We start from the raw sequence: 15,592 nt of genomic DNA, 5'->3' as shown, positions 1-15,592 counted from the left end.
CGTCCGTCAGGGCTTCTCTTCGGACAGCAACGTCGAGACGATGGCCTCCAGCTTGGCCTTGGGGGAGTAGCCCACCAGCGTCAGCCGAACCTTGCCGGTCTGGTCGAGGAAGAGGGTGGTGGGGTAGCCCTGGAAGCCGGGGATCTTGTCCTCGGTCTTCTCGTCATTCAGGACGCAGGGATACTCGACCTTGTTTTCGGCCTTGAAGTCCTCGATGGTCTTCTTGACCTCCTCGGGCGTGCCTTGCTCGTTGCAGTTGATCCCGACGATCGCCAGGCCCTTGGGCTTGAAGGTCTCGTAGAGCGAGACGAAGTGGGGGATCTCCTTGCGACAGGGGGGGCACCAGGTTCCCCAGACGTCGACGATCGTCACCTTTCCCTTGACGTCGGCCAGGGTGACGGTCTTGCCGTCGAGCCCCTTGAGCGAGAAATCGAACGGGTACGACTTCTGCTCGGCCATCTCCGCGACGATCGCCTTCTTCTCCTCGGCGACGCTGGACTCGTAGGCCTTCTCGATGAGCGACTTCATCTCGGGGAGCTTGGCGACCGATTCGAGGTCCTTCTCCGACTCGATCGCCTCGAAGTCGCTGAAGCCGTCGGCGATCATCGCCTTGATCGTGGCCAGCGATTCCTCGGGCTTCCCTTCCAGGGCATGGACCCTGGCCTCGCCCATCCGGCTCCGCATGCCGAAGGCTTCCTCGTTGGGGGTCAGGGTCTTGTGGGCCTTCTTGAGCTTGGCGAAGGCCTCGGACGACTTGCGGAACAGTGCGATCCGTCGGTCCTTCTCCTTGACCTGATCGGCCTGGTAGGTCGTCATCGCGCCCAGGAGGAAGAGGGCCTCGCGATTGTCGGGGTCGGACTTCAGGGCTTTCTCCAAGATCCCGATCCCCTTGGTGAACTCATCGTTGCTGGCGTACTCCAGCGCCTGCTTCATCAAATCCTTCGTCGAAGGGGCCTGGGCCGCCGGTTTGTCGTCGGCAAGGGCGAAGCCGACCATCAAGGTGGCCACGCCGAAGGTTCCGATCAGGCGGGTCGTCATCTGCGTCATCTCCCGGGTATCGAGCCACAACGACCCCGACGGATCGAGGCCCGGCGATCCCGGGCTCGGGGCGTCCTACCTCCACTGGAACCGATCGACCTCCGGGTTTCAAACCCAAATCCGACAGGGCCCCGCATTCGAAACCGCTCCCGCGCGAGCCGCGACGCCCCGCCCGCGACCGGCGCCCCCGGGCCTCGCCCCCGGGAGGACAGCGAGGGGGGGCCCCCGCGCGTGATCGGGCCGCCCCAGGGCGGCTTGTCGCATCGTGAAGGATCGTTTAGAGTAAACTCCTTCGATCCGAGGATGTCAGGGGGCGAGGAGATCGATCCGGGGATGCCGACGGGTGAGCCAGAGAACGTCGTGATCCTGGGCTCGACCGGCTCGGTGGGGCGGAGCGCCCTCGAGGTGGTCGGGCATGACGGCGGGGCCAGGCTCCGGGCGTTCGGATTGAGCGCGCACTCGCAGATCGGGCTCCTGATCGAACAGGCCCGGACCCATCATCCCCGATTCGTCTCGCTGACCGATCCGGCGGTGGCCTCCGAGGCCGAGGCCGGGCTCCGGGGGACCGGGGTGGAAGTCCTCTCGGGACGAGATGGGGTGGCCCGGATGGTCGCCGACCCGTCGACCGATCGGGTCCTGACCGCGATCGTGGGGGCCGCCGGGCTGGAGGGGACCTGGGCGGCGCTGGAGGCGGGCAAGACGGTCGCCCTGGCCAACAAGGAAACCCTGGTCGTCGCCGGCCCGCTGGTCACCGACCTGGCCCGTCGACGGGGGGCCACGATCCTGCCGGTCGACAGCGAGCACTCGGCGATCTTCCAGGCGATGGCCTCGGGACGCCCTCGCGAGGTCCGCCGGGTGATCCTGACCTCGTCGGGAGGCCCATTCCGAGGCAAGACCGCCCGAGAGCTGGCCGGGGTCACCCCCGAGCAGGCCCTCCGGCATCCCACCTGGAAGATGGGCCCCAAGATCTCGATCGACTCGGCCACCCTGATGAACAAGGCGCTCGAGGTCATCGAGGCCCGGTGGCTCTTCGGCCTGGAACCGGATCAGATCGAGGTGGTCGTCCACCCCGAGAGCGTGGTCCACTCGATGGTCGAATTCGTCGACGGCAGCGTCGTCGCCCAGCTTTCGCCGCCCGACATGCGGCTGCCGATCCAGTATGCCTTCACCTATCCCGACCGGGTGCCGGGCCCCTGCCCCACTCTCGACCTGAGTCGCTCGATGGCCCTGAACTTCGAACCGCCCGATCGCGAGACCTTCCCGGCGCTGGACCTCGGCTTCGAGGTCATGCGACGGGCCGGGACCGCCGGGGCCGCCCTGAACGCCGCCAATGAAGCGGCCGTGGGACGATTCCTCGGCGGCGAGATCGGTTTCCTCGACATCCCCCGCGCCTGCCGATCGGCGCTGGACCATCATCCGTTCGATCCCCGGCCCACCCTCGACGCGCTCTGGCGCGTCGACGCCTGGGCCCGTCAGGAGGTAGGCCGTTGGAAACCGTGATGTTCGTCTGGAACGTGCTCAAGGTCGCCCTCGGCCTCGGCTTCGTGATCTTCCTCCATGAGCTCGGCCACTTCCTCCTGGCCAAGTGGAACGGCGTGAAGGTGGAGAAGTTCTCGATCGGCTTCGGCCCGACCCTGGCCTCGTACCGTCGAGGGGTGGGGATGCGGATCGCGACCGGCTCCAATCCCCCCGGGCCGGATGACCCCCCGACCATCGGCGAGACCGAATACATCCTGGCCGCGCTCCCGCTGGGCGGCTACGTGAAGATGCTGGGCGAGAGCCGCGAGGAGGGGGAAACCCAGTCCGAGGCCGCGACCAACCCCCGGGCCTTCCACAACAAGTCGGTCTGGGCCCGGATGCAGATCATCACGGCCGGCGTGATCATGAACGTCTTCCTGGGAGTGGCCTGCTTCGCCTTCGTCGCCAGCCAGGGGGGCATCGAGCAGCCCGCGATGGTCGGCGGGGTCCTGCCCGGGTCGCCCGCCTACAAGGCCGGGCTCCGCGCCGGGGATGAGATCGTCGCCATCGACGGCAAGCGGGGCGTGGTCTACAAGAACTTGCTGGCCAAGGTCAACCTCAGCTCCGCCGGCCAGAAGATCAAGTTCACGATCAAGGGGGCGGGAGGGGGCCCCGAGCGCCTGGTCGAGATCGAGCCGACCCGCGAGAACGGCACGACCATGCCGGTGATCGGGATCAAGTCGGGCAGCAGCCTCGAACTCGCCTCCAAGCTCCCCTTCCTGTCGCCACCAGGCTCCCCCACCGATCCCTCCAAACCGCTCGGGGGCTTTCAGGGCGGAGACAAGGTCGTCGCCGTCGGGCCCGAAGGCGGGGCGATCGAGCCGGTCTCCGACTACGAGGACTTCGTCGCCAAGACCGAGCCGCTCCGCGACCGGGCGATCGTCGTCGAGGTCGAACGCAAGGACCCGAAGGCCGAGCCCGAGGCCGCCCCGAGCCGCGTCAAGGTGACGGTCCCGGTCCATCGGTTCGTCGATTTTGGACTCCGGATGACCCCCGGGCCGGTCGACGCCATCCGGCCCGGATCCCCCGCCGAGTCGGCCGGAATCCTCCCCGGAGATCGGATCGTCGCCGTCGATGGCAAGCCCTACGACCCGATGCACCTGCCCGACCTCGCCCGGGCCTCTGCCGGCCAGCCGCTCAAGTTGACCCTCGAGCGGTCCGCGGGCGGCAAGCCCGCCGAGTCAATCGAGCTGACCGTCACCCCCGACTCCTCGCCCATCTGGGTCGAGACGGTCGACCCGCTCGGTCGGGTCACTCCGCTCGACATCCCGGGCCTGGGGCTGGCCATGGATATCTTGGCCAAGGTCCAGGAGGTCCGGGAAGGCTCGCCCGCCTCGAAGGCCGGGATCAAGCCGGGGGCGGTGATCCGGTCGGTGATCGTCCAGCCGGAGAAGATCGGCAAGTCCACGCCCAAGGCCGTGACGTTCGCGTTCGAGCCGACCTCGCACGCCTGGCCCCTGGCCTTCGGCTATCTCCAGGAAATCCCATGGACGAAGGTGGAGATCGGTCTCGAAGGGCAAGACGCCCCGATCGCGGTCACGCCCGAGTCCGACCCGAACTGGTACCACCCGCTCCGGGGCCTCGAATTCGACGCGATGAGCCGGAAGACTCCCCCGCTGGGCCTGGCCGATTCGCTGGCCAAGGGGGTGAACGAAACCTGGGAGAACATCTCGCAGGTGTTCCTGATCTTCCAGAGCCTCTTCCAGGGCCGGGTGGGGGCCAACGCTTTCGGTGGCGCGATCCCGATCGCGCAAATCGCCTACTCGCAGGCCAGTTCGGGCTGGACCCCGCTCATTCAGTTCCTGGGAATCCTCAGCGTCAACCTGGCGGTACTGAACTTCCTGCCGATCCCGCCGCTCGATGGCGGCCAGTTCGTCTTCCTCGCCGCCGAGAAGGTCCGGGGCAAGCCACTGCCGGACTCGATCCTGAATTACGCGACCTTCGGCGGCGTCGTCTTCGTGCTGCTGCTGATCGTGTTCATCAACGGCAAGGATATCTTCCAGCTGATCCAGAGCTATCTCTGAGTCGTTAGCAGGGCGAGCGCCCTGAGCCTTTCGAGCAAGCCCGGGATGTCGATCGGCTTGGCGATCACGTCGGAGGCCCCTGCTCGGAGGGCTAGCTCTCGCCCTTGTTGCGAGTAATCCGCCGTCACCACCACGATCTGGATGTCGTCATGCTCGTGGTTTGCCCGGATCTGGGAAATCATCTCCAGGCCGCCCATCACCGGCATCATCAGGTCGGTCAGGATGAGATCCGGTCGCGTCTCCTCCAGCCGGTCCAGCGCCTCCTGGCCATGATTCACCTCGACGACGTCGTACCCTTGCATTCGCAATAACCTGGCGAAGGCATAGCGTAAAAAGGGCGCGTCCTCCACAAGCATCATCCGAGGATTACCGTTTGCTTTGTTTGGCATTGAACCACACTCTTCTATCGAGCGAGGGTTTTGCTCGAACATCGTGGAACTCCCCCGGTCGCGCCAATTCTCGGCCATCGATCGATCAGGCGAACCGAAGGCGTCGAAATCGACGCGAGAGCCCCCAGTCTTCTTAGGCAACTCGCATGCCGGTCGCAATTTCTGATTGAGATTTCCAGACATCAGAAGTATATGTCTTCGTTCGAAGAAGTGCACCAAGCCCGCGAGATGCCGGCCTAAATCGAGCCCGAGACCCCTTGCAATTTGCGGATCGGCCTGAAACGATGGGGCGATCTGGAAAGCGAAGCCGATGCCCATCGAACCCGCGTCCCTGACCGCGGGAACGTCCGTCATGCTCGTACGGATCCGATTGGCGACCAGGGGGGTGTCATCGTGTCTTCCGAAGTCCAGCTCGATGGAATTCACGCCCGGTTCGGGGGCGGGAATGGGTCGGAAGCCTTCGACCGCGTGCTCTGGACGGCGAGCGAGCGTCCGGTGGATGACTCGCTCCCGGCCCTGATCGACCCGGCCGCCGACCATCAAGGGGGCGAGGTGGCCCGTCGACGCTCGGACGTCGACGCCAAGCATCGCCGGGTGATCGGATTCCTGGACGATCGGGACCTCGACGCGATCCTGCTCCGTCGGGCCGACTCGATCGCCTGGTTCACCGCGGGCGGCGACCTCGGGCGTGACCTCGGCTCGGAGGCGGGGGCCGTCGACCTGTTCATCAACCGGACCACGCGAGCCATCCTGGCCGACAACGTCCAGAGCCCTCGGATCTTCGAGGAAGAACTGGCCGGGCTCGGCTTCCAGCTCAAGGAACGGCCCTGGACCGAGGATCCGTCGCGGCTTATCGGCGAGTTGACCCGTCGGAAGCGGGTCGCCACCGATGGGGAGGCCCCCAACCTGATCCGGGAGGCCGACGACCTGAAGGCCCTCCGCTTCCCGCTGACGACCCTGGAGCGGGAGAACCTCCGGAGCCTCGGGCGGACCTTGACCCTGGCGATCGAGGCGACCTGCCGGAACTTCATGCCGGGCGAGACCGAGGCCGACATCGCCGGGCACCTCGCCCATCGACTCCTCCGCGAGGGGGTCGAGCCGATCTCGCTGCGAGTCGCCGGCGACGACCGGCTCAGCCGCTATCGACAGCCCCGGTTCAAGGCCGCCGAGATCCGCCGGAGGGCGACCATCGCCGCGACCGGGCGGAGGCACGGCCTCTGCGCCTCGGCCACGAGGACCGTCTCGTTCGGCCCGATCGACGACGAATTCCGGGCCAACCACACCCTCGCCTCCATGGTCGAAGCCACCTGCATCTACTTCTCCAGGCCCGGCGAGCCCATCTCCGAGGTCTACCGGCGATCCCGGCGGATCTACGAGAAATTCGGCCATCCTCACGAGTGGAACCTCGATTATCAGGGGGCCGTGACAGGCTATTCCCCCATCGAGAGCTGCCTGCTCCCCGATAGCTCCTACTGCCTCGAAGCGGGATCGGCCCTCCGATGGAGCCCGAGCGTCGGGGCCGCTCGCTCCGAGGACACCGTGGTCATCGACGACCGGGGGTTCGAGGTCGTCACCGAGGCCCAGAACTGGCCCAAGGTCGATGTTATGGTCAAGGGTTTCACCCTCCCCCGACCGGGCGTCCTGGAACGGTAATAGACTTGCCGATCGGCAAGGTTTACCTTCCCGATGGGCCGCGACCTTTCGAACATTCCATGCTCCTCGGACGAAGGAGATAGGGAGGGGATTTTTCCCCCTCGGGAAAGGATGATATCTCCCATGCGATTGTCCTGGAGGCTTGGTCGGCTGGCGGGGATCGACTTGTTTCTGCACCCGTCCGCCTTGCTGCTTTTCTTCCTCGTTTCGGGGGCCTTCTCGAGCGGGCTCGAGGCGATGGCGTTCGTCGCCGCGTTGCTGGGCTCGATCGTCTTGCATGAATTGGGCCATGCCCTGATGGCCCGCCGATATGGGATCGGGACGGCGGACATCACGCTCTACCTGTTCGGCGGGGTGGCCCGACTGGAGCGGATGCCGCGCTCGGCCGGGCCTGAGTTGCTGATCGCCCTGGCCGGGCCGGCGGTGAACGTCGCGATCGCGGTGGCCCTGGCGGGCCTCCTGAGCCTGACCTCAGTGGCCGGGATCTCGTCGAGCCTCGTCTCGTATATCCTGTACACGAACATCGGCCTGGTGGTCTTCAACCTCCTGCCCGTCTTCCCGATGGACGGCGGTCGGGTCCTCCGGGCCTTGCTGAGCGGGTGGCTGGGCCGCCCGAAGGCGACCGAGGTCGCCGCCTCGATCGGTCGGGTCCTGGCGGTGGTCGGCGGGCTCACCTTCCTTTACATGGGCAACTTCCAGGCGGTGATCCTCGCCATCTTCGTCTACATGGCCGGCGCGATGGAGCTGAGGCAAGTCCGGTCCGAAGGGCGGAGGACCGGCGTGCCCGAAGGCTTCGATGAAAGCGCGGCACCGCCCCTCGGCTACCGATGGGCGGACCGAGGCGACGGGGTCTGGCGGCTCGTCCCGATCATGGTCCCGGTCGGCGAGCGCGACCGATCATGGAGCTGATCCCGATCGTCGAACTCGGCGTGGCCGAGGCCTACGAGATCCTCAAGGATCGATTCGGCCACGCCGACCTGCCCCCGCTCGAAGCCATCGAGAACGAGGACTGGGGACGCGACCTGCTCCTGTCCCGCTTCGAGTCGATCCCGGAACCGACCCTGGCCCGAGCCGGGCTCGCCCGCGATCCGGGCTGGGATCGGGCCGGGGGCTGAAATCTTCGGTTTGTCTTGCGTCATCCCCCCCAGGGGCGGACGACGCCGGAGGCCGTCAGGTCGGAGCCATCGTCGGCGACGAGCCGAAATCTCAATCCAGGCTCGACGGGCACGGGCAGGGCCAGCCGGAAGCTCAGGCAGACGCAGATTCGCTCTTCGAACGTCCCCAGCGGGTTTCGGTCGGTGACCGTGGCCGTGACCTCGGCGGTCCGGATCTGAGCGAGCCAGGTCGATCCGGTGACGCATCGATCCAGGAAGGCATCAACCCGATCGGCGTCGTCGACCGTGACGAGGGCATCGAATCGGTCGACTTCTCGGGCGTCGAGAGGTGGTCGGGTGGCCATGAGTCGGATGACCTCGGTTGGCGGTAGGGACGAGCGAGCCGGGCTCAGGCGGCGGCGGGCGCAGCGGGGTCGGCCAGGGCCATCATCAGGGATTCGGCGGCCTCCTGACCCGACCGGACGCAATCGGGGATGCCCACCCCCTGAAATGCGTTACCCCCGAGGATCAGCCCCGAGTGTCGGGACGCCCGCTGTCGGATCGACGAGACTCGATCCAGGTGCCCCAGGGTATACTGGGGCATCGCCCGAGCGTGACGGCTGACCTCGATCAGGAGAGGCTCTCCCGAGACGCCCAGCAGCGACCCCAGTTCGTCGAGAACCAGGGCCTTGATCTCCTCGTCATCGCGCTCGAACAACTCGGGCTGGGTCGCCCCGCCGACGAAGGTTCTTATCAGGACCGTCCCGTCCGGCGCCCGTCGGGGAAACTTGACGCTCAGGAACGAGGCGGCCAGGATCGACCGGCCCTCGATCGCGGGGACCACCACGCCGAAGCCGTTGAGCGGGTGGCGGACCTTCTCGCGCCGATAGCCGACGGTGACGATCGCCGAGGAGGCGTAGGGGATGGAGCGGAGCTGGAGGGCCAGCTCGGGGTCGTGCCCGTCGATCAGCCGGGCCGAGGAGTGGGCCTCGGTCGTCAGGATCACGCCCCCCGCCTCGATCGGCGGGCCGTCGAGCAGCTCGACACGCCAGGGCTTGCCCGGATCGGGCCGGGTGATCCGCCGGACGGCGGTGTTCAGGCGGAGCGACCGGGAGGGGAGCGTCGCGGCCAGGGCCTTGGGCAGGGTGTCCATCCCGTCGGCCAGGCTGGCGAAGAGGCCATACCGGGCCCCCGAGGCCGACCGTTCCGCCGACCTTCCCTGGCGGGCCTGGTGGACCGCCGCGCGGATCAGGCTGCCGTATTCTCGCTCCATGGCCGGGAATTGCGGGAGCGTCGCCTTCAGGCTCAACTCGTTGGGATCGGCCGTGTAGATCCCCCCCACCAGCGGCTGGACCAGGCGATCCAGCGCCTCTCGCCCCAGCCTCCGCCGGACGAAGGCGGCCAGGCTCTCGTCGGAGTCGTCGGTCTTCCGTGGCAGGACCAGGTCCATCAGCATCCGGAGCTTGCCGCGGATCGAGAGGATTGGCGAGGTCAACAGCGGGGTCATCCGCCCGGGAGCCATCAGGACGAAGCCCTCGGGGACCGGCTGGAGCTTCCCGTTCCGGACCACGAACGATCGACGGTTCCGGTCGTCGGTCCCGATCAACTGATCACCCAGCCCGATCTCACGGCAGAGATCGACGGCCCAGGGCTTGTTCGTGATGAACGAGTCGGCCCCGCCCTCGATCGTGAAGCCGCCGACCCTGTTGGTCCAGATGGCCCCGCCGATCCGATCCTTCCCCTCCAGGACTACCACCTCGATCGGTCGGCGAGACTTCGACGATTGCGAGACGAGTCGATGGGCCGCGGCCAGGCCCGAAAGACCCGCGCCCACGACAACCACTCGATCCCGGGCTTTCGCTCGTTCGGAGAACTCCATGACGCCTCGACTTCCCACCTCGGAAGGCCTGATCACCGTTGGGCGTTCACAAATTGCATCATAATGACTCGCGAGCCGATTGGAAACCGCATGTCCCCGACAAACAGCGTCTCGAATTCCCGATCGATTTCAAGCGGAGCGATCAGCACTCGACTGTTCGTGGACGAAATCAACCAGCCGGATCACGTGGTCGACCGGGGTATGGGGCATGATCCCGTGCCCCAGATTGAAGATATGCCCGGGTCGGCCTGCGGCCCGATCGAGGACCAGCCGGGCCTGCCGCTCGACCTCCTCGATCGGGGCGAACAGGACGGCGGGGTCGAGATTCCCCTGGACCGCCACCGATGGCCCGAGTCGTCCCCAGGCCTCGGCCAGGTCGATCCGCCAGTCGAGGCCGATGACGTCTCCCCCGGCATCGCGCTGGAGTTCCAGGAGGGTCGAGGTATCGGTCCCGAAGTGGATCGAGGGGACCGAAGGGTCGAGCTGCCCGAAGAGTCGGCGCATGTGAGGTTGGACGAAGCGCCGGTAGGAGTCGGGGCCGAGCGTGCCCACCCAGGAATCGAAGAGCTGGAGGACCTGCGCCCCGGCGGCGGCCTGTGCGTTCAGGTAGACCGCGGTGGCGTCGACCAGGATGGTCATCAACTCGTCCCAGGCCCCGGGATCGCGATACATGAAGGTCTTGGCCTTCTCGTAGTGCCGCGACCCTCCCCCTTCGATGGCGTAGCAGGCCAGGGTGAACGGGGCCCCGGCGAAGCCGATCAGTGGAGTCGAGGGGCGGAGGGCCGACCGGATCGCGGAGACGGCCTCCATCACGTAGCCCAGGGGGGCGGCGTCGGGCATCCTGCGGACCCGGTCGACGTCGGCGGCCTGGCGGACCGGGTTGTGGATGACCGGCCCTTCCCCTTTGGCGAACTCCAGGTCGAAGCCGAGCGGTTCGAGAATCAGGAGGATGTCGGCGAAGAGGATCGCCGCGTCGACCCCGAGCCGTTCGGCGGCGGTGACCGTGACCTCGGTGGCCAGGCCGGGGTCCTTGCAGAGTTCGAGGAACGAGACCTTGGACCGGACCTCGCGATATTCGGGCATGTACCGGCCCGCCTGCCTCATCAGCCAGACCGGCGTGACGTCGGTCGGCTCGCGCCGGCAGGCTTTCAGGAACGGGCTCTGGTGCGAGGGTTCGTGGACGGTCGGGACGCTGGCCATGCGGGACTCGGCTCGGGGCGATCGGGGAGGGTTCGACAGGGCGTATGATACCGCCAAGAGAGCCCTCCGGGGTAGCCACCCCGCCCTTGTGCCCCTTCCGTCTGGGATCGGATTCCGGCTCGGATTGACGCCTCGGGCGAGTTTTCCTAAAGTCCGCGATGCCCGGGGCCGATGGCCGACCGCGGGCCAGACCGACCTTCGAGGTCAAGGAGGAGCCCTTGCACTGGCGATGGACCGCCCGACGCCTGGCGATCTCCGCGTTCCTGGTCGTCCACCTCTCCGCGCTGGCGATCATCAATCTGCCGGCCTCGGCACTCCGGCAGGCCTGCTTCGACCGCGCGGCGACCTACCTCTTCCCGCTCGGTCTCGACCAGGCCTGGGGGATGTTCGCCCCCAACCCGGTCATGCACTCGATGACGCTGGAAGCCATGACGGTCGACCGGAACGGGATCCAGCGGACCTATGCCTTCCCGAAGATGACCGACTTCTCGATCTGGCGGGCGATCCCCCGGGTCCGACACTCGAAATTCACCTCGAATTGCGGGGTCGCCTCGAACGTCCTGGCCCGCGAATTGGCCGTTCGCCACGCGATCCGACAGCTCGCGATCCCCGCCGATGCCTTCCCGGTCGAGGCCGAGCTGTTCTATCAGGTCATCGAGACGCCCGCCCCCGGCGAGCCCCCTCGCGACCCGATGAAGCCGCCGGTCCCGCAAACACTCCAGACCTACCGGTTCCCGACCCTCGCGGAGGTCCAGCCGTGATCCATCCCATCCGGGCCTGGAACGCGTTCTTCTTCACGCCCACCTCGGCCAGGCCGCTCGGCGCCCTCCGGATCGCCTTCGGCCTGGTGGCCCTGGCCAACCTGGCCTTCTGCACCGTTGATATCGATTACTGGCACTCCGAGATCGGCCTGCTCCGGGGGGACGAGTCCCGCGTCGTCGCCGGCCCGTTGCAGCCCTCCCCCCTGCAGTATTTCCAGGACCCGACCTCGGTCCGGATCGCCTTCGCCTTCACCGCGACGGCCGCGTTCTTACTGACGATCGGGTTCCGGGCCCGGCTGATGAGCATCCTCTTCTACCTGGGAATGCTCTCGATCCACAACCGGAACCTCCTCAGTTCCAGCGGGGCCGACGTCCTGCTGATGACCTTCGCCTTCAACCTGATGCTCTGCCCGAGTGGCGCGGCTTACTCGGTGGATGCCTGGCTCGAATCGAGGCGACGAGGGACCCTGGCCGAGCCCCTGATTACGCCCTGGGGCCTCCGTCTGATCCAGATCCAGATCAGCCTGGTCTACATGTTCGCCGCCATCCTGAAGACCGCCGGCAACCTCTGGATGAACGGCTCGGCCTTGCATTACGTCCTGGGAAACACCGAGGTCCGCCGGTTCGACTTCACGTTCCTCACGCAGTATCCGATCTTGATCAACCTGATGACCTTCTCGGCCCTGGCGATGGAGTTCGCCCTGGCCTTCCTGATCTGGTTCCGGGCCGCTCGCCCCTATGTCCTGTGCCTCGGCCTGATGCTCCACGGGGGGATCCTGGCCACGATCAACATCCCGATCTTCGGCGAGCTGATGTGGGTCGGCTACCTCGCCTTCCTCACCCCGCCCGAGTTCGACGGCCTGCTCAAGTTCATCGACGTCCGCCGGTGGTTCGCCAGAGCAAAGTACTCGCCGATCCTGGAAGCCGAACCCGGACCGGCACCGGCCTTCCAGCCGACCTCGACGTTCGTCCGAATCGATGCCGCTTCCGGCCTAATCGGCCCACACCGGATCGATGTGGCCCCGGCGAATCATCCTTCGGAGATGGCCGAACGGTGGACAGCCTGACTCAAGCGTTCGATCGCACGCCCTTCCACTCCTCGACGACACCTTGTCGGGGGCGGGAAGGGCGAGCCTCCGTCCGGAACCGTCGCCGGTCGGCTCAAGGCTGGTCTTCGGCGGGACAAATCAGCTCGACGAATTCCCTCGAGTGTTGGGCCAGGTTTCGGCGATAGGCCCCGATCCCGGGAGCCAGGGCGATCGCCCCGAGGTCGGTGGCGATGGCCCGGACGTCGTTGCTGAACGCGTCGATCCTCCTCCCGCGCCTGCCGAGGGCAAGGCCCAACGCCGAGCGTGCGTTGCCGAGGTTGGCCAATTCGATCGAGCTAGCGGGATGCGACCGGCGGAGGTCGATGAAGAGATCCAGGGATCGTCTCAACTCGACGATTGCCTCGGCGAGCCGATCGGGCCGGTCGAGCAGGATCCGCCCGATCTCGAGGTGCGAGATCGCGAGATCGCGCCGGAGTTCGAGGTTCGTCGGATCCTCCAGGACCAGAGACTCGAATCGTTCGGAGGCCTGGCGGAAGTCATCGAGGGCCTCGTAGGATCGGGCGAGCCGCAAGGGCAGGTCGATCCTTCGCGTGGCCGTCGCGGAGATCATCAGGAATCTTGCCAGATCGGCCCCGGCCCCGGGCTCGGACGGTGAGGCCTCTCGATGCCTCATCCCATTGCTGGCCGACTGGCGAGCCATGAAGTATTGGCCCTGATCGAGATACTCTCGGGCCATCGCGATTTCAAGCTGTGCCAACCTTCGTCGCTCGTCCGCATGGATATTCTTCCAGCCGAAGACCTGCTCCACGAGTCGTTCGGCCTCGGCCAGTTGGGGCTCGCGGCCCAGCACGAATCGGACCTTGGCGGCTTCGATCTCGGCCGAGGCCAGGTCCATCAGAAGGCCGCGATCGCGCGGGGCTTCCTGGGCCCGACGCCACCGGATCTCCCGGACCCGATCGCGGAGGACGAGTGCCCTTTCGAAGAGTCGGCTCGCCTCGGCCCCGTCCCCCAGGCGACTCCGAACGCCGGCGAGCCCGGCGAGAGCCCGGGCCAGGTCCTCGATGGCCGAAGGATCGTCGGGGCGACCCGCCTCGACCGCCGCAGTGAGCTCGATGGCCGTCCTCCAGAGGCCCTCCGCCTTGCGATCATCGCCGAGGATGCCCTCCCGATCGGCCATCCGGAGGAAGGAACGAGCCAGCGTGTCTCGGAGGAGCGGATCGCAGTCGGGTCCGAACTCGCGGAGGAGGGAATCCCTCTGGTCGCGAACCGCATCGAGCAACCTCCGATGGGTCTCGGGAGCATCGAGCCCTGGGGCGTAAGGTAGGGACCCGAGGCTCTCCAGCGATTCGATCGCCCGGGTCAACGCGAGGACGTGATTGCGCCGATGTCCTTCGGTGATGATCGCGACCGAGACCGCGATCGCCAGGCCGATCGACAGGAGTCCGATGGCAGCCAGCAGGGTCATCGGCCGGGGCTTTCTGGCCTTCTCCTCGGGCCTGGGGCCGACCGGCAGCCCTCCGACGAAATTCCTCAGGTCGTTGGCCATCGCGCGGGCCGACTGATATCGAGCCTCGGGGTCCTTGGCCAGGGACCTCAGGCAGATCGTCTCCAGGTTGTGCGGGATGTCCTCGTTGAGCGACCGTGGCGGAGCCGGCCTGGTCCCCTCGATCTGAACCCGGAGCATCCGACCGCGCCCCCGGAATGGGACCGATCCCGTCAAGAGCTCATACAGGATCACGCCCGCGCTGTAGACGTCGCTGCGGGCGTCAACATCATGGGCTTCGCCTCGGGATTGCTCGGGGGACATGTACGCGGGCGTGCCGATGATCGTGCCGGCCTGCCCCGAGGGGGCGAGCGTGGTGTCGCTCGACTCTCGCTTGGCCAGTCCGAAATCCGAGAGGAGCGGATTCCCGCCGCGATCCAGGAGGATATTGGCGGGCTTCAGATCGCGATGGATGATCCCTCGGGCGTGGGCATAATCCAGCGCCTCGGTCACCGAGATCATCAGCCTGGCGGCCTCATCGGGGGAGATCGAAACCTCCTTGAGCCGCTCGGCCAGCGTGGTGCCCTCGACATAGGAGCGGACCACGCAATGAATCCCCTCGATCGGGCTGGCATCGAGGATTTCCACGATGTTGGGATGTCGGAGATCCTTGGCGTTCCGGGCCTCCCGGAGGAACATCTGGAGATCCGACGGAGCGACGACGACGTCGGGCCGGGGGGCCTTGAGGGCGACCTGGCGGTTCATCACCGTGTCCCAGGCCCGATAGACGACCCCGAACGAGCCCACCCCGATCCGCTGGCGAAGCTCGTACTTGCCGAACCTCCGGGGGAGCGGGGCCTCGGTCCAGGCAGGGGGGCGAGTCTTCGAGGGAGGCGGCAGAGTCGCCTCGATCGTGTGGACGTATGACGGAAACCTGAGACGAAATCGGTCGATTGACAGGCCCGGCTCGCTCCGCTTCCGGAAGTTCCACTCGGCCTGGACCAGCTCGCGAACCGTCCGAGAATCCTCGGCCAGGCTCCGGTAAGTCCGCAGGTATTCCTCGACCCTCGCACTCTCACCGGCCTTGAGTCGATATTCCAGATCGGCGTGGACCAGCTCGACCAGGAGCCTCTGACGGTGAGGCTCGTCCTCGGGCAGATGGTCGACGATCTTCGGGTGCTCGCCCCGGGTCCATGCGGTCTCGAACTCCTCGATTAACTTCTGGAGCCGCCTCCAGTCCGCCTCGCAAATCGACCCGAGATCGCCCGAGATCATGCCGAGTCTCTCCATCGAGCCCTTCGCTTGGCCCCAACCAACGCCGATCACCCTTCCACGAATATCAACCGCAATGAACCATCCGAGTTCCAGAGAATAATCGGCCAGGATCGAGATTTGACCGGAATTCGCAAAATCTTTGGCGGGATCGGACAGGTTTGTTGATTAAGGACTATGAGGGGGGCAAATAAAGTAACGCTCGCCCTGTAATGGATGAGTAACACTCGCA

The 15,592-nt window shown here is 66.6% G+C and carries 13 protein-coding genes; 7 read left to right on the top strand and 6 right to left on the bottom strand.

What is annotated here, in order from left to right; translation table 11 throughout:
- Positions 1-6: 6 nt before the first annotated feature.
- A complete protein-coding gene (locus P12x_RS04505; protein ID WP_435009646.1) occupies positions 7-1,038 on the bottom strand; it encodes a redoxin domain-containing protein in 1,032 nt (343 codons plus the stop codon).
- A 333-nt stretch (positions 1,039-1,371) separates the two neighbouring features.
- On the opposite strand from P12x_RS04505, the gene dxr reads away from it, so the two are divergent.
- Together dxr and P12x_RS04495 are read left to right on the top strand one after the other, a co-directional pair.
- On the top strand, positions 1,372-2,538 hold the full coding sequence (gene dxr / locus P12x_RS04500; protein ID WP_435009645.1) for a 1-deoxy-D-xylulose-5-phosphate reductoisomerase: 1,167 nt from the start codon (positions 1,372-1,374) through the stop codon (positions 2,536-2,538).
- Positions 2,535-4,580 (top strand): site-2 protease family protein, encoded by a 2,046-nt coding sequence (locus P12x_RS04495; RefSeq protein WP_435011761.1) that lies wholly within the window; start codon positions 2,535-2,537, stop codon positions 4,578-4,580. Before dxr ends, P12x_RS04495 begins: the two co-directional genes overlap by 4 nt.
- Here the strand turns inward: P12x_RS04495 and P12x_RS04490 are convergent.
- Positions 4,571-5,323 carry a response regulator gene (locus P12x_RS04490; protein WP_435009644.1) on the bottom strand — a complete coding sequence of 251 codons (753 nt, stop codon included), beginning with the start codon at positions 5,321-5,323 and terminating at the stop codon, positions 4,571-4,573. The genes P12x_RS04495 and P12x_RS04490 overlap by 10 nt on opposite strands.
- Before the next feature lie 39 nt (positions 5,324-5,362).
- Here P12x_RS04490 and P12x_RS04485 point away from each other — a divergent pair, with 39 nt between their 5' ends.
- From P12x_RS04485 to P12x_RS04475, 3 genes are all read left to right on the top strand, one after another.
- Positions 5,363-6,622: a M24 family metallopeptidase gene (locus P12x_RS04485; protein WP_435009643.1), complete on the top strand. Its 1,260-nt coding sequence runs from the start codon at positions 5,363-5,365 to the stop codon at positions 6,620-6,622.
- Positions 6,623-6,745: 123 nt separating this feature from the next.
- Positions 6,746-7,531, top strand: a complete 786-nt coding sequence (locus P12x_RS04480) for a site-2 protease family protein (RefSeq protein WP_435009641.1) — start codon at positions 6,746-6,748, stop codon at positions 7,529-7,531.
- Entirely contained in the window at positions 7,522-7,737 is a 216-nt protein-coding gene (locus tag P12x_RS04475) for a hypothetical protein (protein WP_435009640.1), read from the top strand. The genes P12x_RS04480 and P12x_RS04475 overlap by 10 nt, the downstream gene beginning before the upstream one ends.
- A 20-nt stretch (positions 7,738-7,757) precedes the next feature.
- Here the strand turns inward: P12x_RS04475 and P12x_RS04470 are convergent, their stop codons facing one another.
- The 3 genes from P12x_RS04470 to hemE all read right to left on the bottom strand — a co-directional run bounded on the left by P12x_RS04470 (position 7,758) and on the right by hemE (position 10,795).
- Positions 7,758-8,081: a hypothetical protein gene (locus P12x_RS04470; protein WP_435009639.1), complete on the bottom strand. Its 324-nt coding sequence runs from the start codon at positions 8,079-8,081 to the stop codon at positions 7,758-7,760.
- A gap of 44 nt (positions 8,082-8,125) precedes the next feature.
- The gene (hemG, locus tag P12x_RS04465) at positions 8,126-9,595 is read right to left on the bottom strand and encodes a protoporphyrinogen oxidase (RefSeq protein ID WP_435009637.1); all 1,470 of its coding nucleotides are present in this window, start codon (positions 9,593-9,595) and stop codon (positions 8,126-8,128) included.
- A 129-nt stretch (positions 9,596-9,724) separates the two neighbouring features.
- On the bottom strand, positions 9,725-10,795 hold the full coding sequence (gene hemE, locus P12x_RS04460; RefSeq protein WP_435009635.1) for a uroporphyrinogen decarboxylase: 1,071 nt from the start codon (positions 10,793-10,795) through the stop codon (positions 9,725-9,727).
- A 218-nt stretch (positions 10,796-11,013) separates the two neighbouring features.
- On the opposite strand from hemE, the gene P12x_RS04455 reads away from it, so the two are divergent.
- Complete coding sequence (locus tag P12x_RS04455; protein ID WP_435009634.1) at positions 11,014-11,556, top strand: hypothetical protein; 543 nt, start codon at positions 11,014-11,016, stop codon at positions 11,554-11,556.
- On the top strand, positions 11,553-12,623 hold the full coding sequence (locus P12x_RS04450) for an HTTM domain-containing protein (protein ID WP_435009633.1): 1,071 nt from the start codon (positions 11,553-11,555) through the stop codon (positions 12,621-12,623). The genes P12x_RS04455 and P12x_RS04450 overlap by 4 nt, the downstream gene beginning before the upstream one ends.
- Positions 12,624-12,717: 94 nt before the next feature.
- Here the strand turns inward: P12x_RS04450 and P12x_RS04445 are convergent, their stop codons facing one another.
- The gene (locus tag P12x_RS04445; RefSeq protein WP_435009632.1) at positions 12,718-15,363 is read right to left on the bottom strand and encodes a protein kinase domain-containing protein; all 2,646 of its coding nucleotides are present in this window, start codon (positions 15,361-15,363) and stop codon (positions 12,718-12,720) included.
- Between the last annotated feature and the right edge of the window lie 229 nt (positions 15,364-15,592).

This window comes from Tundrisphaera lichenicola (genome assembly GCF_051175385.1).
GTDB lineage: Bacteria > Planctomycetota > Planctomycetia > Isosphaerales > Isosphaeraceae > Tundrisphaera > Tundrisphaera lichenicola.
This window is presented reverse-complemented; position numbering and strand designations above follow the sequence as displayed.